This window comes from Achromobacter sp. LC458 (genome assembly GCF_001005835.2).
GTDB lineage: Bacteria > Pseudomonadota > Gammaproteobacteria > Burkholderiales > Burkholderiaceae_B > Achromobacter > Achromobacter spanius_B.
In genome coordinates this window covers 61,178-79,659 of the sequence record NZ_LBHW02000027.1, presented here as the reverse complement: position 1 = coordinate 79,659, position 18,482 = coordinate 61,178, and the positions used below count along the sequence as shown (strand labels likewise).

Annotated in this window: 19 protein-coding genes and 2 pseudogenes; 15 read left to right on the top strand and 6 right to left on the bottom strand. The window is 64.5% G+C overall.

Translation table 11 applies throughout. The annotated features are described in order from the left end of the window. From YH64_RS20825 to msrA, 5 genes are all read left to right on the top strand, one after another. A partial coding sequence (locus YH64_RS20825; protein WP_143215469.1) for a cytochrome b/b6 domain-containing protein occupies positions 1-548 on the top strand: 548 nt, incomplete at its 5' end. A 10-nt stretch (positions 549-558) separates the two neighbouring features. Beyond that, a complete protein-coding gene (locus YH64_RS20820) occupies positions 559-1,350 on the top strand; it encodes a molybdopterin-binding protein (protein ID WP_046806329.1) in 792 nt (263 codons plus the stop codon). A 41-nt stretch (positions 1,351-1,391) separates the two neighbouring features. Then, the gene (locus tag YH64_RS20815; RefSeq protein ID WP_046806330.1) at positions 1,392-1,748 is read left to right on the top strand and encodes a pentapeptide MXKDX repeat protein; all 357 of its coding nucleotides are present in this window, start codon (positions 1,392-1,394) and stop codon (positions 1,746-1,748) included. A gap of 76 nt (positions 1,749-1,824) precedes the next feature. Further along, positions 1,825-2,331: a peptide-methionine (R)-S-oxide reductase MsrB gene (gene msrB / locus YH64_RS20810; protein WP_046806331.1), complete on the top strand. Its 507-nt coding sequence runs from the start codon at positions 1,825-1,827 to the stop codon at positions 2,329-2,331. Between the two features lie 42 nt (positions 2,332-2,373). Next, on the top strand, positions 2,374-3,081 hold the full coding sequence (msrA, locus tag YH64_RS20805) for a peptide-methionine (S)-S-oxide reductase MsrA (RefSeq protein WP_046806332.1): 708 nt from the start codon (positions 2,374-2,376) through the stop codon (positions 3,079-3,081). Between the two features lie 78 nt (positions 3,082-3,159). Here the strand turns inward: msrA and YH64_RS20800 are convergent, their stop codons facing one another. Continuing rightward, a complete protein-coding gene (locus YH64_RS20800; RefSeq protein WP_082134579.1) occupies positions 3,160-5,220 on the bottom strand; it encodes a transcriptional regulator in 2,061 nt (686 codons plus the stop codon). A gap of 119 nt (positions 5,221-5,339) precedes the next feature. Here YH64_RS20800 and YH64_RS20795 point away from each other — a divergent pair, with 119 nt between their 5' ends. Continuing rightward, on the top strand, positions 5,340-6,191 hold the full coding sequence (locus YH64_RS20795; protein WP_046806333.1) for a class I SAM-dependent methyltransferase: 852 nt from the start codon (positions 5,340-5,342) through the stop codon (positions 6,189-6,191). Positions 6,192-6,450: 259 nt separating this feature from the next. Here the strand turns inward: YH64_RS20795 and YH64_RS20790 are convergent, their stop codons facing one another. Beyond that, positions 6,451-7,416 (bottom strand): tripartite tricarboxylate transporter substrate binding protein, encoded by a 966-nt coding sequence (locus YH64_RS20790; RefSeq protein WP_052946082.1) that lies wholly within the window; start codon positions 7,414-7,416, stop codon positions 6,451-6,453. Positions 7,417-7,682: 266 nt separating this feature from the next. On the opposite strand from YH64_RS20790, the gene YH64_RS20785 reads away from it, so the two are divergent. From YH64_RS20785 to YH64_RS20770, 4 genes are all read left to right on the top strand, one after another. Beyond that, positions 7,683-8,669 carry a tripartite tricarboxylate transporter substrate binding protein gene (locus YH64_RS20785; RefSeq protein ID WP_046806334.1) on the top strand — a complete coding sequence of 329 codons (987 nt, stop codon included), beginning with the start codon at positions 7,683-7,685 and terminating at the stop codon, positions 8,667-8,669. A gap of 9 nt (positions 8,670-8,678) precedes the next feature. Continuing rightward, entirely contained in the window at positions 8,679-9,464 is a 786-nt protein-coding gene (locus YH64_RS20780) for an SDR family NAD(P)-dependent oxidoreductase (RefSeq protein WP_185975408.1), read from the top strand. A 162-nt stretch (positions 9,465-9,626) separates the two neighbouring features. Continuing rightward, a complete protein-coding gene (locus YH64_RS20775; protein WP_255444616.1) occupies positions 9,627-11,330 on the top strand; it encodes an EAL domain-containing protein in 1,704 nt (567 codons plus the stop codon). A gap of 50 nt (positions 11,331-11,380) precedes the next feature. Further along, complete coding sequence (locus YH64_RS20770) at positions 11,381-12,334, top strand: LysR family transcriptional regulator (protein ID WP_046806394.1); 954 nt, start codon at positions 11,381-11,383, stop codon at positions 12,332-12,334. On the opposite strand, the gene YH64_RS20765 is transcribed toward YH64_RS20770, so the two are convergent. Continuing rightward, entirely contained in the window at positions 12,269-13,003 is a 735-nt protein-coding gene (locus tag YH64_RS20765) for an SDR family oxidoreductase (protein ID WP_143215468.1), read from the bottom strand. The two genes, YH64_RS20770 and YH64_RS20765, sit on opposite strands and share 66 nt — an antisense overlap. A gap of 296 nt (positions 13,004-13,299) precedes the next feature. Between YH64_RS20765 and YH64_RS20760 the strand changes: the two genes are divergently transcribed. From YH64_RS20760 to YH64_RS20750, 3 genes and pseudogenes are all read left to right on the top strand, one after another. Next, positions 13,300-13,617 (top strand): cytochrome c, encoded by a 318-nt coding sequence (locus tag YH64_RS20760; protein ID WP_370512768.1) that lies wholly within the window; start codon positions 13,300-13,302, stop codon positions 13,615-13,617. 140 nt (positions 13,618-13,757) lie between these two features. Then, entirely contained in the window at positions 13,758-14,150 is a 393-nt protein-coding gene (locus YH64_RS20755; protein ID WP_046806338.1) for a VOC family protein, read from the top strand. Between the two features lie 30 nt (positions 14,151-14,180). Further along, positions 14,181-14,315, top strand: a pseudogene (locus tag YH64_RS20750) (alpha/beta hydrolase); the annotation flags it as partial. On the opposite strand, the pseudogene YH64_RS30835 reads toward YH64_RS20750, so the two are convergent. From YH64_RS30835 to YH64_RS20735, 3 genes and pseudogenes are all read right to left on the bottom strand, one after another. Continuing rightward, positions 14,312-14,435, bottom strand: a pseudogene (locus YH64_RS30835) (3-oxoacyl-ACP reductase); the annotation flags it as partial. The pseudogenes YH64_RS20750 and YH64_RS30835 overlap by 4 nt on opposite strands. Before the next feature lie 36 nt (positions 14,436-14,471). Continuing rightward, positions 14,472-15,464 carry a tripartite tricarboxylate transporter substrate binding protein gene (locus YH64_RS20740; protein ID WP_046806339.1) on the bottom strand — a complete coding sequence of 331 codons (993 nt, stop codon included), beginning with the start codon at positions 15,462-15,464 and terminating at the stop codon, positions 14,472-14,474. Between the two features lie 169 nt (positions 15,465-15,633). Continuing rightward, entirely contained in the window at positions 15,634-16,731 is a 1,098-nt protein-coding gene (locus YH64_RS20735) for a mandelate racemase/muconate lactonizing enzyme family protein (protein WP_046806340.1), read from the bottom strand. 120 nt (positions 16,732-16,851) lie between these two features. On the opposite strand from YH64_RS20735, the gene YH64_RS20730 reads away from it, so the two are divergent. Both YH64_RS20730 and YH64_RS20725 read left to right on the top strand, forming a co-directional pair. Further along, positions 16,852-17,760, top strand: a complete 909-nt coding sequence (locus tag YH64_RS20730) for a LysR family transcriptional regulator (protein WP_143215467.1) — start codon at positions 16,852-16,854, stop codon at positions 17,758-17,760. Positions 17,761-17,850: 90 nt separating this feature from the next. Continuing rightward, on the top strand, positions 17,851-18,294 hold the full coding sequence (locus YH64_RS20725; RefSeq protein WP_046806342.1) for a DUF695 domain-containing protein: 444 nt from the start codon (positions 17,851-17,853) through the stop codon (positions 18,292-18,294). The last annotated feature ends 188 nt before the right edge of the window (positions 18,295-18,482 follow it).

Sequence of the window (18,482 nt, the reverse complement as noted above, 5' to 3'; positions counted from 1 at the left end):
ACTGGCTCAATGCCCTGGCGGTGGTGTTGATGGTCATGAGCGGATGGCGCATTTATAACGCCGCCCCGTTCTTTGACTTTGCCTTTCCCAACAACATCACCCTGGGCGGCTGGCTGGGCGGCGCGCTGCAATGGCACTTTGCCGGCATGTGGCTGCTGTTTTTCAACGGGCTGCTGTACCTGACGCTGAACCTGGCCACCGGCCGGTTGCGGCGCAAATTCTTCCCCGTCAGCCCGCGCGGCGTCGCCACGGACCTGAACGCGGCCTTGCACGGCAAGCTGTCCCACGGCGACCTGCGCCACTACAACCAGGTGCAAAAGCTGGCCTACCTGTTCGTCATCGTCGATATCGCCGTGCTGGTCTTGTCCGGCCTGGTGCTGTGGAAGTCCGTGCAGTTCAGCATGCTGCGCGACTTGATGGGCGGCTATGAATTCGCGCGCCGCATCCACTTTGTCGCCATGGCCCTGCTGGTGGCGTTCGTGGCGGTGCATCTGGTGATGGTGGCGCTGGTGCCCCGTAGTCTGATCGCCATGATCCGCGGCAAATAAGGAGCCCGACATGAGCCAAAAGAAACGCTTGTCGCTGCTGGGCCTGGACGGCGCGGCCATTCTGAAAGAAGCCAGGAACCTGCTTGCCCGGCGCGTCGAGCAGCCGTCGCGCCGCGCCTTCCTGCGCAACAGCCTGACGCTGGGTGGCGTGGCGATGCTGTCCGGGTGTTCGCTGTCGGACGACGAAAACGTGGAAAAGGCGCTGACATCGGTGTCGCGCTTCAACGACCGCGTGCAAGGCTGGCTGTTCGACCCGAACAAGCTGGCGCCCACCTATCCGGAATCCATGATTACCCGGCCGTTTCCCTTCAACGCGTACTACGGCATCGACGAAGTGCGCCACGTGCAAGAGGAATCGTACCGCCTGGAAGTGACCGGCATGGTGGCCGACAAGCGCCAATGGCGCCTGGAAGAACTGCGCGCCATGGCGCAGGTGGACCAGGTAACGCGCCACATTTGCGTGGAAGGCTGGAGCGCCATCGGCAAATGGGGCGGCGTGCCCTTCTCAACCTTTCTGAAACGTGTCGGCGCGGACCTGACGGCCAAGTACGTCGGCTTCAAATGCGCGGACGACTACTACACCAGCATCGACATGCCCACGGCGCTGCACCCGCAGACCATCCTGGCGCTGACCTATGACGGCAAGACGTTGCCCCCCGAGTACGGCTTCCCCATGAAGCTGCGCATGCCTACCAAGCTTGGCTACAAGAACCCCAAGCATATACAGGCCATTTTCGTCACCAACACCTACCCAGGCGGTTACTGGGAGGACCAGGGCTACAACTGGTTCGGCGGAAGCTAGGTGAAATTCCTGTCTTACCCCCTCCATCAAAGGAACGCATCATGAAGAAAATCACCACCGCCGCTTTCTCCCTGTGCCTGGCATTTGGCGCCGTCGCCGCGCACGCCGCCGACACCATGGGCAAGGACAGCATGAGCAAAGACGGCATGAGCAAGAGCTCGATGTCCAAAGACGGCATGGCCAAGGATGGGATGTCGAAGGATGGCATGGCGAAGGACGGCATGGCCAAGGATGGCATGGCGAAAGACGGCATGGCCAAGGACGGCATGGCGAAAGACGGGATGTCCAAGGATGGCATGGCCAAGGACGGCATGGCGAAAGACGGCATGGCCAAGGATGGCATGTCGCACGACGGCATGAAGAAGGATTCGATGTCCAAGGACGGAATGAGCAAGTAAGCGCAGCAAGCCGCACGCGCGCGGGCCGCCCGATTGGCCCGCGCCCGGCATGCCGCATTGTTGACGGAGCCACGCCATGACTTTGAACCGCAGACACTTCCTGACGCTGGGCGGCGCCGCCGCGCTTGCCGCGGGTCTGGCCCCCTGGCTGACCCCGCGTAACGCCTCGGCCGGCACCGCCGCCGCTGCCTCCTTTCCCTACGCGTTGACCGACGAGCAATGGCGCGCCCGGTTGACGCCCGCGCAATACCAGGTGTTGCGCCGCGAGGGCACCGAACGCCCCTACACCAGCCCGTTGAACGACGAACACCGCACCGGCACGTTTTCGTGCGCCGGCTGCGAGCAGCACCTGTTCTCGTCCAGCACCAAATTCGACAGCCGCACCGGCTGGCCCAGCTTCTGGCAGCCACTGCCCAACGCCGTGGGCGAAACGCGCGACACCGGCTTCGGCATGGTCCGCACCGCCGTGCATTGCGCCAACTGCGGTGGGCACCTGGGCCACGTCTTTGATGACGGCCCCCGCCCCACCGGCCTGCGGTACTGCATGAACGGGGTCGCCATGACCTTTGCCGCACAGGGCTGAGGCGCCAAGCCGCTACCCCTTTCTTTCAGGAATCCTCTGACCATGAACTTCCAAGCCAAAAAATTCTGCGCCGCGCTTGCCGCCGCGTGCGGCCTGCTGGCAGCGGGCGCGGGTGCGTCCCGCGCCGCTGAAACCGCGTTCATCATCCCCGCCCCGTCTGTCGACGAAGCTCAGGCCGCCGCCGCGCAAGAAAAGGCCGTCATCGCCGGCGGCTGCTTCTGGGGCGTGCAGGCCGTGTTCCAGCATGTCAAAGGCGTCAGCAACGCCGTCTCGGGCTACGCCGGCGGCAAGACCGACACGGCCAACTACGACACCGTCAGCGGCGGCCGCTCGGGCCACGCCGAAGCCGTCGAGATCACCTACGACCCCAAGCAGGTCAGCTACGGGCAACTGCTGCAAATCTACTTTTCCGTCGCCCACGACCCCACGCAACTGAACCGCCAGGGCCCCGACCGTGGCACGCAATATCGTTCCACGGTGTTCCCGGCGAATGACGGGCAGCGCAAGGTGGCCGAAGCCTATATCGCGCAGCTGAACAAGACCGGCGTGTATTCCAAGCCATTGGCCACCACCGTGGAACCGCTGCAAGCGTTCTACCCTGCCGAGGGCTATCACCAGGATTACCTGGTGCGTAATCCGAACAGCATGTACATCGTGATCAACGACGTGCCCAAGGTGGAAAATCTGGCGAAGACGTTCCCGGATAAATATCGCGACAAGCCGGTGCTGGTGGGCGCGAACGGCAAGTAAGCCTGGCCGAAGATCTGAGCGCGGGCGCGCTGCCATGGGTCGGTGGTGGCGCGCGGGCCCGCGTGCATTCTGCGTGCGTCACTCGAAGCCGATTCGCCTGGCGGCATTCTTGAACAGGGCTTGCGTGTCGGGCGTCAGGCGGAACGCGTCCAGGAAATTTGAGATGCCATAGGCGGGATTCGACTGATGAATGAGCGCCACAAACGCCAGCGCCTCGTCCTGCCTGTCTGCCAGCGCCAGGCAGTGCGCGGCGATAGCCAGGATGTGCACGTGAGCGTTGGGACGCATGGCCGCCTTGACCGCCCAGTCGGCGGCCTCGGCGACCCGGCCCAACCGCACCAAAGCCAGCGCGCGAACCGCCAGCATGCCGAACATCAAGGGATCGAAGGGGCTCAGATGGCGCGAATGATCGGCAGAGCCAATCGCCGCCTGCGCGTCGCCGGATTGGCAATGGACAAAACCCAAGGTGTAGTGGCCCAACGCAAAGTTCGGGCTCAGGTCCACGGCGCGCTGCAATTCCGACAATGACGGCTCCTGGCTGCCGCGCAGCCACAGCGCCCGACCCATGGCCCAATGCGCAGCGGGGTCCCGGTCGTCGGCGATCAGGCTCTGGCCGGCCGCTTTGTACGCGAGATCGACCGACGAATTTTGCTCGCCCCAACGTTGGAATGCGTCCTGCCAATGCGTGAACGACAGCCCGGCGTACGCCCGCGAATACGTGGGATCCAGCCGCAGCGCCAACTCGAAGAAATGCCTTGCCCGCGCGTTATCCGCCCGGTTGAACCGGTACATGTGCCACAGGCCGCGATGATGGGCCGACCAGGCGTCCAGCGAATTCGGCGGCGTAAGGATGGCGCGCTCGCGCTCGGCGGATTCAATTTCGATGTCGACCGAGGCGACGATCCGGTTGCCGATGTCGTCCAGCGCCACAAAGGCGTCGTCCATCGGGTGATCGAACGTTTCCGCCCACACGATGCGCGCGGTGCGCGCCTCGACCAGCGCCACGTCAACGACGATCCGCTTGGCGTGCCGTCGCAGCAAGCCGCTGACCACGAAGTCCACATTCAGCGTCCGCCCGGCCTCTTCAGGCCCCACGCTGCGCTGATCCAGGGCAAACACGGTGCCCTGCGCAATGACGAACAGGCTACGCAGCTTTGCCAATCGCGTGATGATGTCGTAAGCCAGGCCATCGCCCAGGCCGCCCCGCACCCCGCCAGGTGCTGACGCGTCCGCGAACGGCATCACGGCAATCGAGGCGCGACCGGTGTGATCCTTGCTGCCTTCTGCCTGCACGGCTAGCACCGCCTTGCCCGAGCCCGCCAGCGGTTCAGGCGGGTCGGATGGCGCCCGCCCCAATTGCCGCCTCAATTGGCTCCACGCATCGCGCAACGGTCGCCAGTCCAGCCCTTCGTCTTCAAACGCGCGAATCGCGGCGGCCACGTGTTCTTCGCCTTCGCGAAGCTGCTTTCGCGCACTGAGCGATTGCAGCATCAGCATGTGCGCGTGGCGATCGAACGGCGCCAGGCGCAACCATTTGTCCAGGCAGTCGTAGCGCTCTTCAGAGCCGTCCGGCAGCAGCGCCGCCAAATGTTCCAACACCGCGGCCTGGCATGCCCGGAACCGCCGCCGCTGCGCCACCAGCCAGCTATCGAACATCGGGCAGGACCGGATGTGCAGCCCCTCCAGGAATTCTCCGACGAACAGCGCCGCCATCGCGCGTAATGGTTCCACGCCCACGTTGCCAATGCCCTGCCGCATCGCCTCTTCAATGTCGACCCCATCCACGTGGCAGTCGTGCAGGTCCAGCGTCACGCTGTCTTGCGCGGCCTGCACGCGGCGTTGGTCCGCGTCGTCCAGCAACGGGCGCGCCTTGCTGAGGCACCAACGAAGCTCGCCGCGCGGATCGTTCGGCAGGTCCCAGAGCAGTTCGCACAGATATGCCCGAGACACCGGGTGCGTGGCCAGCGCCAGGTATGCCACCAGCGCGCGCAGCTTGCGCGATGGCGGCAGCGGCAGGGCCACGCCCGCGCGGCGGATCGCCATCGGCCCCAGCAGCTGGATATGAATGGCGCCGCTCTGGGGAATACCCTCCCCCCCGGTCGACGCGAATTCCACGCCGGCTACCACGTTGGCCTCCACGCGCCCGCTCTACGGTTGAGACCCGGTCGTGCGCTACCCGAATAGCCTTTCGTCCGCGCATCGGCACCGCGTCGGCGATATCCGCCCACGCCTTCACCTTGTGTCAATGGAGTCCAGCTATGTCCCCAACCGATATTGCCGCCGTTCCTCTTGCGCCGGCTGCCGCGCCGCCCGATCTGGCCGCCGTAAAAACCCGCCAGCAAGCCACCTGGTCTTGCGGTGACTACGCCGTGGTCGGCACCACGCTTCAGATCGTCGGCGAACAACTGTGCGAGGCGATGGATGTGCGCGCCGGGCAAAAGGTGCTTGATGTGGCGGCCGGTAACGGCAATGCGTCGCTGGCGGCGGCGCGGCGTTGGTGCGAGGTCGTCGCCACCGACTATGTGCCCGCGCTGTTGAGCCGAGCCCGCGAACGCGCCGCCGCCGAACGGCTGAAGATCGAGTTTCAGGAAGCCGACGCCGAAGCCCTGCCTTTCGCGCCCGGCAGCTTCGACGCCGTCATGTCCACCTTCGGCGTGATGTTCACGGCCGACCAGGACAAGGCCGCCGCCGAATTGGTCCGAGTCTGCCGTGCAGGCGGCAAGATCGGCATGGCCAACTGGACGCCGGAGGGCTTCGTGGGCCAGATTTTCAAGACGATCGGCAAGCACGTCCCCCCGCCGGCCGGCGTCAAATCGCCCGCGCTGTGGGGCACCCGCGCGCGTATCGACGAGATGTTCGGCGCACACGCCAAGGCGATCCAGGCGGAACCGCGACATTTCGTTTTCCGGTATCGCTCGCCGGCGCACTGGCTGCAAGTCTTCAAAAGCTATTACGGCCCGGTCCTCAAGGCGTTTTCCGTACTGGAGCCCGCCGCGCAAGCCGCCCTGGAAAGCGACCTGATAGCGCAAATAGACCGGTTCAATCGCTCTGGCGATGCCGGGGTGGTGGTGCCCAGTGAATACCTGGAAATCGTGATCACCCGTCAGTGACGGGGACACTGCCCGGAGCCCCGTGGCGCAGGCGCTACCCGGGCGGACAGCAAGCAGATAGTCCATGGCGCGACGCCTTCCTTCCCATCCGCGTGGCGGGCAGACGGGGCGATGCGAAGCATGTGGCATGCAAAGCTGGCGCGCGGGCTTGCGGCCCGCCGCCAGGCCGGTGCTGGTCCTTCGCCTGAAATCATACGCCTGCCCGCGCGCCTGCTGGTTCTATGTGCCCGCTGTTATCCGGCACAGAGTGCCGCTGCGATCACTCGCGCTTGCGCTGCTTTGCGCTGGCCTCGAACTCGGCCGACAAACGCAGCTGCTCTTGCTTGTAGTCGTCCAGGCTGCCGCGGTAGCCGTCCAGATACAGATCCTGCCGGGCCTTGTCCATCGCCGTTGACGTCGCGGCCTGCCTGACGAAGTTTGCAAGCTGCGTACGCACGGGTTCGGGAATACCGCTGCGCACCGCCACGCTGTAGCTGCTGTGAAACACCATGTCGGGCACGCCAAGCTCGGCAAACGTCTTCACGCCCGGCAGATGGCTTACGCTGCCCGGCCGCCCGGTGTAGGCCAGCACCTTGACGTGCGGATTGTCCTTGACACTTTGCGTGGTGCCGATCGTGGTGAAGTAGCCGTCGATCTGGCCGCCAAGGATGGCCGTCAGCCCTTCGGCCCCGCCCTTGAAGGGAATCGGGCGGTATTGCGTGCCCAGGCTTGCTGCCAGCCTGGCCGCCAAGGTGGAATAGGTGCCGATGCCCAGGTCCGCAATGCCGATGTCCATTTCGCGCTTCACGCCTTTCAGGTCCTGAAGCGAGTTCCAGCCGCGGTCGGCCGGCACGATGAAGGCGTAGCTGCTTTGGGCCAGCGGGGCCAGGATGTCGAAGTCCGAAAATTCGTATCCCGCGCCGGGCGTCGTCAGCTTCGCGCTGTAGAAACCTTCGGCATGCACCAGCAAGGTGTAGCCGTCGGCGGGCCGGTTCTTGACGGCCATGATGCCGATGGCAGAGCCGGCGCCCGGCCGGTTTTCCACCACCACAGTCTGCCCCATGATTGCCCCGAGTTGCTGGGCGAACGCGCGCGAGATGGCGTCCGTAGCGGCCCCCGGCGGATACGGGACCACAAGCCGCACGGGCTTGTCCGGATACGCCGTTTGCGCGGCGGCCGAAAAGGAAAACAGTGCGCTGAACACCGCGCCTGTCAGCAGCAGACGGCGGCGAATGGTGAAAGGCATGGCTTGCTCTTTTTCAGTTGTCCCCGCGAAAGTGTATCGAGCCGCCGCGCGATCCATTCCGCCGAATTCTGAAGATGTCTTCTGCAAAAAATGCAGCACGCCGGCACCGCGCGCCGCCATCGGCCATGCCCATCACTCCTTCGATTCATGCAGTTCTGATCTGCGCCCCGAGCTATAGCCAAGCCGGTTCAGCTACCTAGAATTTAGAGCTCCAGATAACTCAAAAGTGAATTGAAAAATCAATTCAAACATTCCGGAGACAAGCCATGACCCACCCCCTTCCCGCCCGACGGGCCATCCTGCTGGGCGGCGTGCTGTTGGGCCTGGGCGTCAACGCCCTGGCCGCCCCCAGCGCTTGGCCCGACCGCCCCATTCGCCTGGTCGTCGCCGGTTCACCCGGCGCGGGTGGCGACATTTTTGCCCGCCTGATCGCCGCCCCCTTGTCCAAGACGCTTGGGCAGCCCATCGTCGTGGAATCCAAGCCCGGCGCCAACGGCATGATTGCGTGCGACGCGGTGGCCAAGGCGGCGCCCGACGGCTACACCTTGCTGCTGGCGCCCTCGTCCGCCATCTTGCTGAACCCGGTGGTGCTGCCCTCGCTGCCTTACGACCCGGACAAAGACCTGCTGCCCATTGCGCAGGTCGGCGCGGCGGGCATCCTGCTGGTCGCCAACCCCAGCATGGGGTTCAAGAACCTGGCGGACATGGTCGCCTATGCCAAGGCCAACCCCGGCAAGTTGGCGTACGGTTCGTGGGGAACGGGCTCATCCGGCAACCTGGCCATGGAAGGCATCAAGGCGCACTACGGTCTGGACATGCCGCACATTCCGTACAAGCAGCTGGTCACGGAAAGCACCGACCTGATCGCCAACACCATCAGCGTCGGCTTCATGGACATCGCCTCGCCGATTCCGTTCATGCGTAGCGGCAAATTGGTCGCGCTGGGCCAGACGGGTTCGCGGCGCTGGCCCGCCACGATGGATGTACCGACGCTGGCCGAACAAGGCTACAACTTCGAAGCCGATGGCTGGTATGGCGTTTTTGCGCCGGCGGGCACGCCGCCCCAGATCATCGACCGGCTCAACACCGAGATCTATCGCGCGCAGCACGCCCCCGACGTCCGCGAAAAAATCGAAGGCCAGAACATGATCATCCCCGCGGATATCTCCGCCAAGGAATTCGCGGCATCGATCAAGCGCGACGCGGTCATCTGGCAAGGCCTGGCGCAAGTGGCCGACTTGAAGAACAAGTAGGCGGCGCGCATGGATACCTCTTTGAACACGCCCTTTGCGGTAAACGCCTTGCAAGGCCGCGTGGCCGTGGTCACCGGCGCCAGCGGCGGCATCGGCCTGGCCATCTGCCGGCAACTGCAATCGATGGGCGCGGCCGTCGTGCAGGTGGACGTCAACGCGGGCGACGCCAGCGTCCAGGCGGATGGCCCGCTGAACCTGTGCTGCGATATCGCAGATCCGGACGCGGTGGCGGATATGGCCGCGCAAGTGGCGCAGCGCTTCGGCCGCTGCGACATACTGGTCAACAACGCGGCCATCAGCGCCGCGCCGGTGGGCCTGGAGGCGTTCCCGATCGACTTATGGGACCGCATCTTTCGCGTCAATCTGCGCGGCGCGTTGCTGTGCGCACAGCAGCTGTTTCCGCTGATGCGCGAACAACAGGCGGGCAGCATCATCAATGTGGCGTCGATCTCTGCCCACACGCCCACGCGTGTGGGCGCCTACGGTTCGACCAAGTCTGCCCTACTGGCGCTGACCCGCCAGATGGCGGTGGAATGGGGCCCCCTGGGCATACGCACCAACGCCATCAGCCCGGGGATGATCCGCACGCCGCTGTCGGAACCCCATTACCGCGACGACGCCGTGCTGCAAAAACGCGTCGCCCACATCCCGGCGCGACGCATCGGCCTTCCCTCGGACATCGCGGGCGCCGTGGCCTTTCTGGCCAGCGACGCGTCGCACTATGTGAATGGGCAGGACATCGTGGTGGATGGCGGCTTCCTGAAAGCATCGCTGACGAATCTGTATGCGAGCTGAAACCGAACGTTAAAAGGGGGTAGACAGCAGCGCTTTTCTCCACGCGGCGCATGCCTGCGCCCCCCTGATTTCCGGTGGCCGCGAGGGCCGCTAAAATACATCGATCCACGGTTTGCGGACCTGTCATGCCTTTCTTGGTCCGACGCGAACGAAGATCCAACAATGGCACGACGCCCCGCCCCTCGCCCAACCCAGTCGCCCCCTGCCGACTCGCGTCAACCTGCACCGGAGCATCTGGCGGAAATGCTGGACAGCCTAAGCGACGGGTTCATGTCGATCGACAAGTCGTGGCGGTTTACGTACCTGAACGACACCGCCGAACGCTACTTGCAGCAGGACCGGCAAAACCTTCTTGGGCGCGACATCTGGCAGTGTTACCCGGACCTGGTGGACTCGGGCTATTACCGGATTTACCAGCAGACGGCGGCCACGGGCGTCCCCGGTCGCCACACCGCTTATTACGCCCCGCTGCGCACCTGGTTTGAAGCGCGATCGTTTCGCCACGATGAAGGCATCACGGTGCTGTTTCGCGACGTCACGGGCCAACACGAGCACGCGGCACAACTGGAATTCGAAGCCAGTCACGACTATCTGACCGGCTTGCCGAATCGCCGCAAGTGCATGGAAACGCTAGCAGGCGCGGTCGCGGATGCGGGCTTGAGTAGCGCCGGCAAGGGCGCCCGTGTAGCGGTGCTGTTTATCGATCTGGACCACCTGAAAGACGTCAACGACGCATTCGGCCATGCCGTCGGCGATGCGTTGCTGCGCGCGTTTGCCAACAGGCTGAACACCCTGGTCGAACCCACGTGTTTTGCCGCGCGGGTGGGCGGTGACGAGTTTGTTCTGGTGTTGCGCAACACCTCGGAAAGCGCCGCGCAAGCGTGCGCGCGGGCCGTGCTGGATACGCTTGCGGCGCCATTTGAAACAGGCGGTCGATCGCTATTGCTTTCTGCCAGCATTGGTATCGCGCTGCTTGGAGCAAAACCCGAATCCGCCGAGGCGTTGCTGAGCCAGGCCGACACCGCCATGTACGCCGCAAAGTCCTCGGGAGGTCTTCATATCCGCGTGTATGACGCGGCGCTGGACCGGGGCATGCGCGACCGCTTGGCACTGCGCTCTGAGCTTGGTGCCGCGTTTTCGACGAATCAGTTTGAACTGCATTTTCAGCCGCAGATTGCCTTGGCCGACAGTTCCCTGGCCGGCGTCGAGGCGCTGCTTCGTTGGCGTCATCCCCAACGCGGCTTGCTGACGCCGGACGCGTTTCTGGCGTTGCTGCTTGATTCTTCCTACGAGGGCCATCTGGCCGATTGGCTGTTCGATGCCGTCTGCCGCCAAATCGCCGTATGGCAACAGCTGGGCGTCACCGTACCCCGGACCAGCCTGAACCTGTCGCCTCGGCAACCGCTGGACAAGGGCCTGGCAGACCGCATTCTTGATGCCGCGCGGCGGCACCGCGTCTGCCCCGCCCTGCTGGATATCGAAATCACGGAAGACGGCTTGCTGGGCGATATCGACATGGCAACATCGGTGCTGGCCGCGTTGAAAGGCGCCGGCATATCCACATCGCTGGATGACTTTGGCGCCGGTTACTCCAGCCTTAGCTACCTGGTCCGTCTGCCTGTGGACACGCTCAAGATCGACCGGTCGTTCGTCCGGGAATTGCTGGCGTCAGAGACAGCGTCGGCGGTCATCCGAAGCATTGTCGGCCTTGCCCGCGCGCTGGGCATGAAGACCATCGCCGAAGGCGTGGAACACCAACACCAGGCCGATGCGCTGAAAGACGCGGGCTGTGACTGCATTCAAGGCTATCTGATCAGCCGACCGCTGACCGCCGAGGCTTTCCTGGAATTCATGCGGCGCGCGTAATGCCGCCGACGCGCCGCCGCCCCCTTCCCCTATCCCTCCGCGACCACCCCATGTTCCAACTACGACAGCTGAAGATTTTCATTGCCGCAGCAGAGACGTTGAACTTCACGCAAGCCGCCAAACGCGTGCACCTGTCGCAGCCCAGCGTGACGGAACAGGTGCGAGCGCTGGAAGACAGCGTGGGTCATGCGCTGTTCATTCGCCAGAACAACCGCTTGCAACTGACGGCGGCGGGGGAAAGGCTGGCCTCGCGCGCCCGCGAGCTGCTTGCGTTGGCCGATGAAGCGTTCCGGCAGGTTCGCGACAACGTCGATGATCCGGGCGACACTATCCGCGTGGCCGCGCCGCAAACCTTGTGCACCAGCGTGCTGGTTCCGCAACTGCTGGCGCTTGCCGAGCTGTATCCCGCCACCCAGGTTGCGGTCCAGGAAAGAAATTCCTCGGACACCGCGCAGGCGGTGCTGGACGCAACGGCCGACCTGGGGCTGGTGCACGGCTGGCCGGCCGACAACGCCAGGCTCCGCGTGGAGACCATAGCCCGGGACAGGCCGGGCGTCGTGCTGCCGCCCGGCCATCCGTTGGCGCACGCAAGCGAAATCCGCCCGCACGCGCTGGCCGCCTACCCGCTGATCGTTACGATGCAGGGCTGCCGGTATCGGGAATACCTTGAGGCCCTGTTGCAGGACGCCCCCGTCCGGCCCCACGTTCGCGCCGTGGCCGACAGCGTGCCGGCCTTGATGCAGATGGTGTCCGCCGGCTTGGGCATATCGATCCTTCCCAGGATGGCCATGGGCCCGGCCGTCACGGCGGCGCAGCCCGTATGGCGGCCGTTGGCCACACAGGGAGTAGGCCTGCCCATCTGCCTTATTACGCTGCATCGCGAACCCACGCGCCAGGTTGCGGCGTTCATTCAGATGATCCGGCTTGCGACCCTGGGCTCAGACCAGGCGATGCCCGCCATCGACGTGCAGCACGGTGCCGGTCGTGTAGCCGTTGCCAAGTAGAAAGAGGATGGCATCGGCGATATCGTCGCCGGTGCCCACCCGCCCCACCGGCAGCCGCTCGGCCATCGACGCCAGCAACGCGTCACTGCCGGCGCCCGCCACATCGTTCCAGATCGGCGTGCGCACCCATCCCGGCGACACCGCGTTGACGCGCACCGGCGCCAGCTCGACCGCCATTGCGCGCACCACCCCTTCCAACGCGGCATTGATCGCGGCCACCGCCACGCCCTTGGGCCGGGGTCGATAGGCGGCAATGCCCGAGGTCAGCGTGATTGAACCGTGCGCCGGCATCCGTGCGGCACCATGCTTGGCCAGCAAGATGGGCGCGACAACTTTCGAGCGGATCGCCCGGTCCAGCGCGTCCAGAGCCAGGTCGGGCAGCAGTTCGTAGGCGCCCCGGATGTCGGCGGCGGTGCAAACCAGATGGTCCACGTGGCCGATGTCTTCGAAAAGCCGCTGCACCTGCGCTTCGCTGGTCACGTCCGCCTGACACACGCGCGGCTCGCCAAACGCTTGCAGCTGCGTGGCCGCGGCGTCCAGTTTGTCGCGCGATCGGCCCACGATCACGACGTCGCAATGCATGCTCAGCAACCGGGCGCTTAGGGCCAGGCCCATGCCCGAGCCGCCGCCGACGACCACGATGCGTTGTCCTGCAAGAGAGTTGGTCATGCTCATTTCCTTTGAATGAAGGTTTGGAAATGAACGATGTTCTCGTCATGCCGCGCGGCGGGCCAGCAGGAATGTCCGATGGGGGTATCGGATGTTCTATGTGGACGCGGCACACGCTTTAATCCATGCCGTCTGCGATAATGCCGCCCGCCACGGCAGCCCGCCATGACGCGCGGGCGATCGATATATCCGGCGCTTCCGAATCTGCACTGCCAACACACCAAGATCACATGACATCCAGGGCAATCTGCATTGCTGCGCTAGCCGTTGCAGCGCTGACTCAAGCACCCCTTTCCATGGCACAGAACGTCAATGGCAAGAACCTTTTCACGCAGCGATGCGCCATGTGCCACGGGGCCGATATCAAGGGCACCGGGCCTTTGGCCCAGAAAAGTAATCCGCCCACCCCCGACCTGACCACTGCGGCGTTCAAAAAACGTCTTCAAGAATATCCGGGCGTCATTGTTTCATCGGTGATCTTGCGACCAAATGGCGACTTGATTCCGAGGACGCTGCGAGAGAACGGGGTAAAAATTGCACCGCACGCCTGGACGGTTCAGGACTTTCGCGATTTGAATAAATACATGACGGGCGTGATTTCGAAAAGCCGTTAACAGTGTGTTGGCGTCGGCATCATTACTCAGCATCAAGTACGGGCGGTCTTCCGCCGAATACCCGTCTGAAAGCAGCACTGCCTATTCTGTTCCAGTATGCTCGCCCCCCCCTTAACCCAGCGCTTTCAAGGACACACCTCATGAAGTTTGGATACACCATCATCTATGTGCCTGACGTGGCGGCATCCCTGTCGTTCTTTGAAGGCGCGTTCGGTTTTCCGGTGCGGTTCCTGCACGAGTCAAAAACCTACGGTGAGCTTGATACGGGGGCCACCACGCTGGCGTTCGCGGCGCATGAATTGGGGGCAATGAACTTCGCCACCGGGCACGTCGAAGCGTCGGCGTCGGCCAAGCCGCTGGGCATGGAGGTGGCGTTTGTGACGGATGACGTGGCCGCCGCCCATGCCCGGGCCTTGTCGCGGGGCGCAACCGAGCTAAGCGCCCCGACCGCCAAACCTTGGGGTCAGGTGGTGTCGTACCTGCGCTGCCCCGACGGCACGCTGGTCGAGTTGTGTACGCCTATGCAAGGCTGAGACCGCCAGTTCAATGCCATCGCCATGCACGACGTCGCCGACAACGTCGCGTTGTCGAAAACCAAGCTGGCCATGCCGGTACTGGCCATCGGCGGAGAAAAATCCTGCGGCGACAACATGGCGGTCGTCATGCGCAATGCGGCGACCAACGTGCGCGGGGAAGTTGACGGTGCGCCCGCCGTCCGCCAGCAGCGGCAGCAAGGCCTGGGTAAGAAAGAACACGCCCTTGACGTGCACCGCAAAAAGCGCGTCGAACTGCGCCTCGGTGGTGGACGCAAAGTCCGCCACGCCGTCAACAAGCGCGATGCCTGTCCGCGCCCCCTACTCTGCCTTGATCCCGCCCCGCTGGATCACCGCCGTCCACTTGGCCACATCGTCGCGGATTCGCTGCGCGAATTCGGCCGGCGTGCTGCCCACCGGCTGAAAGCCCAGCCCGGCTAGTTTGTCGCCCAGTGCGCCCTTGCGCACGGATTCAGCCAGCGTTGCCGACAGCTTCTGAATGATGGGTTCCGGCACGCCGGCCGGCGCCACCAGGCCAAACAGTGGCGAAATGTCCACGCCCGGCAGGCCTGCCTCGGTGAACGTGGGCACGTCGGGCAGCTGGCTGGCGCGTTGCGGGCTGGTGACGGCCAAGGCTTTCAGGCGCCCGCCTTTGATGTGTTCCAGCAGCGTGGGAACGGTGGCGAAGGCGAACTGCACCTGGCCGCCCAGCAGGTCCGTGATGACGGTGCCGCCACCACGGTACGGCACGTGCAACACGTCCACGCCGGCCTGTTGGCGCAGTTGCTCGCCTGCCAGATGCGGACCGCTGCCCACCCCCGCCGACCCGAACGACAGCGTGCCCGGCTGCGCCTTGGCCAGCGCGACAAAGGACGCAACGTCGCTTGCCTTGACCGACGGATGCACCACCATGACGAACGGCGCGGTCGCCATCAGCGAGACCGGTGCAAAATCCTTGATGGCGTCGTAGGGCTGGCGGTCGCCCAGTAGCCCGGGGTTGATGGTGAACGTGGAGTCGACCATGCCGATGGTGTAGCCGTCCGGCGCGGACACCGCCACCGCGCGCGTGCCTATCGTAGTGCCGCCCCCGCCCCGGTTTTCCACGACGAAGGGTTGGCCCAGTGCGTCCGCGAATACCTGCCCCGCCATGCGGCCCAGCGTGTCGGTGGCGGCGCCCGGTGGGTAGGGGATGATCAGGCGGGCCGGCTTATCGGGATACTGCGCGGCGCGCGCCGCAAAAGTCCACGGCAGGATGGCCGCGCCCGTTGCCATGGTCAGGCCGTTGATCAGGAAGGCTCTGCGCGAGGGGTGCATGGGGTTTGTCTCCAGGAATATGTTCGAGGCGGCCTCTTTGGGCCCGCCTTATCGTCGTATCAGGGGATGCGTATCAGGGGATTCGTGTAGGCGCTTCGTGTAGGGGCTTCGTGTCAGGGGCTTCGTGTCAGGGGCTTCGTGTCAGGGGCTTTGTATCGCGCACGTGCTGTCAGGCGCTGTATCGTCCTTCAACGAGTGCCGCTTCCGGGTCCGCGCCCAGCCCCGGCCCGTCCGGCACGTGGACCCAACCATCGGCAATGGGCACGCTGTGCGCATAGGGCACGTGGGCAAGTTCCACGTACAGCCGTTCCAGCGAGACCTCGGTCTGCTGCGCGGCGATCAAGTGCAGGCTGGCCAGAAAGCCCGGACCAAAGAACGCCACCTGCGGTGCGCAGACGACGCTTGTTTGCGCGCACTTCTGCGCGATGCGCCACGCGGCGGTCAGGCCCAGCTTGATGACGCTGGGCTGCACATACTGCGCGGCTTCGTTGTCCACGACGCGTTCCAGGTCCATGGCGCTGGCGGCGTTCTCGCCCACGGCCAGCGGCACATTGCAGGCGCGCTTCAAGCGAGCCAGCGCACGGTCATCTTCCGGCGGCCAAAGCGGCTCTTCGATCCAGAACGGATCATGCGGCAGCATGGCGGCGATTGCGGACTCGGCCTCGTCCGGCAGCCAGGCGCAGTTTGTGTCCACCATGATCGGCACGGCCGGCCCCGCGCTGCGGCGCGCGGCAGCCAGCGCATCGGCGGTGCGCTCGTGCAACTTGATCTCGGTATAGCCCTCGTTCAAGGCGCGCGTCGTGACGGCATCCAGCCGTTCAGCATTGCCGTAGTACTGAAGCAATGACGCATAGACGCGCACGCGTTCGCGGCGCTTGCCGCCCAGTAATTGGTGCAGCGGCACGCCGGCTCGCTTGGCACGCAGGTCCCACAGCGCAATGTCCAGGCCGGCCAGCGCGTGCACCACGGGGCCGGACCGACCCAGGTTGTGCAGCGTGCGTTGCATGCCGGGCAGCAAGGCGTCGTCATCCGCATCGCGCCCGCAGGCCAGCGGGGCGATCAGCGTCTGGAAAATCGCCGTCAAGGCGCGCGGTTCCACGCAATACGATTCGCCCCAGGCCACCGTGCCGTCCTCGGTCTGCACGCGCACCAGCGCGCTGTCCAGCTTGTCGCGCGGACGGCCGGCGAACAACGGCGACGGGCTCCAGTGATGAAACGGCAGGCGTAGCGGGATGCAGTCGACAGAGACAATGGTGTTGGCGGGCATGGTCGGCGTAGTGATGAATGAACCGCAATGGGTACACGGCGGGAGACGATGCGGCTATTCTGGCGGCGGCTTCTTCATATGGTCAAATAGATGAATTGACTATTTCCATATGAAATTCATATGTTCCACCGACGAGAATTGCTGCTGCTGCGCGCCATGTATCGGCACGACACCGTCACCGCCGCAGCTGCGTCGGTCAACATGACGCAGCCGGCCGCCAGCGCGCTGTTGCGCGACATGGAAACACGGCTGGGCTTTGCACTGTTCAGCCGCGAGAACCGCCGCCTGCACCTCACCAGCCAGGGGCGCGCACTGATCCCCGAAGTGCTCAACGCCCTGGCCGGCATCGAGGCCGTCGACCGCTTGGCCGTGGACATTCGGCAAGGCGCGCTGGCGCGGCTGGACGTGGGCGCGGTGGCCATTGCCGCGTCCAGCCTGCTGCCTGCGGCCATGGCAGGCATGCGCCGCGCACATCCCGCCGTGGCGGTGACCGTTCGCGCGGGCACCGCCCTGGAGATCATCGAAATGGCCGTGGACCACCGCATCGATCTGGGCATCATCATCGGCGCGCCGTCGGACATCGCCCGCGTCAGCAGCCTGCGGCTGGCGCCCTTGGCCTTGCATGCGGTCATGCCCAAGAATCATGCTTGGGCGCGCCAGCCCGTGTTGGCGCTGCAAGACGTGGCCGCCGCCGGCCCCATTGTGCTGGCGCCCGCCCTGCCCGCCGGCCGCGCCACGCGCCATGCGCTGGAGTCGCGCGGACTTCCCTATCGGCCGATTATCGAGGTGGCGCAATCGTCGGCCGCCTGCGCTTTGGCGGCAGAGGGCCTGGGCGTAGCCATCGTTGAAAGCCTGGGCGCGCACTACGCTGAACGCCAGGGCCTGGTCACACGCCGGTTGCTGTCACTGGAAGATCCGGTGCTTGCCGTGGTGTGGTCGCGCGACCGCGACATGAGCGGGCCGGCGCAGGTGCTGCGAGACGGTTTGGCGGAGCAGGCCCAAAGCCGTCTGGCCGGTAGCGGGGCCTAGTGACGGCAGCCGCGATAAACAGCTTGCGATAGACTTCCGGGCTTGAAGTGTCGAACACATCAGTTCGATCCCAGCACAGGAATTCATTTAATGAGCAGCATTTTTCCAGGCGATCAGTGGGCAGTGGGTGAATCCCGCATCAATGGTTTGTCAATCGTCGTGCGATTCCGTACGGGCCTGCCGCCGGCGCCTGATCGCCAAGTCAACGACAACCTGATCATTATCTCCTGGCCGTATACGGGCATTGAATCCGGCATGCCCAATGACGAAGACAAGAAGTCGACCAGTAATTTTGAAGAAGCCGTCGAAAACGGATTCGAGAATTCCAGCGTCGGTGTGCCGGTGGCATGCCTGACCGGCAATCACGCGAAAGAGTGGCGTTACTACACGAATGACGTCGACGCGTTTATGCAGGCGTTCAATGAATGCCTGGCCGGGCATCCGGCCTATCCCATCAATCTGCGCGTGTTCAAGGATCCTGATTGGAAGGGGCTGTCGCAATTGCAGCCGCAAGGCTCGGATCAGATTCACTGATCGTCCGGCCGCCTGGGCAGCATATGCCCTTGCGTTTGTCTGTTTTACGGCAAGGCGGCAAGCTTTCTGATAAATTGACGCGCGAATTCAATATCACGTCGAACTATCACGTCGAAGCTGTAGAGCCATCAACGTCAATAACCGAACTGTGGGGTAACGGTCAAAATGAAAAAACTTGCATTGCTTGT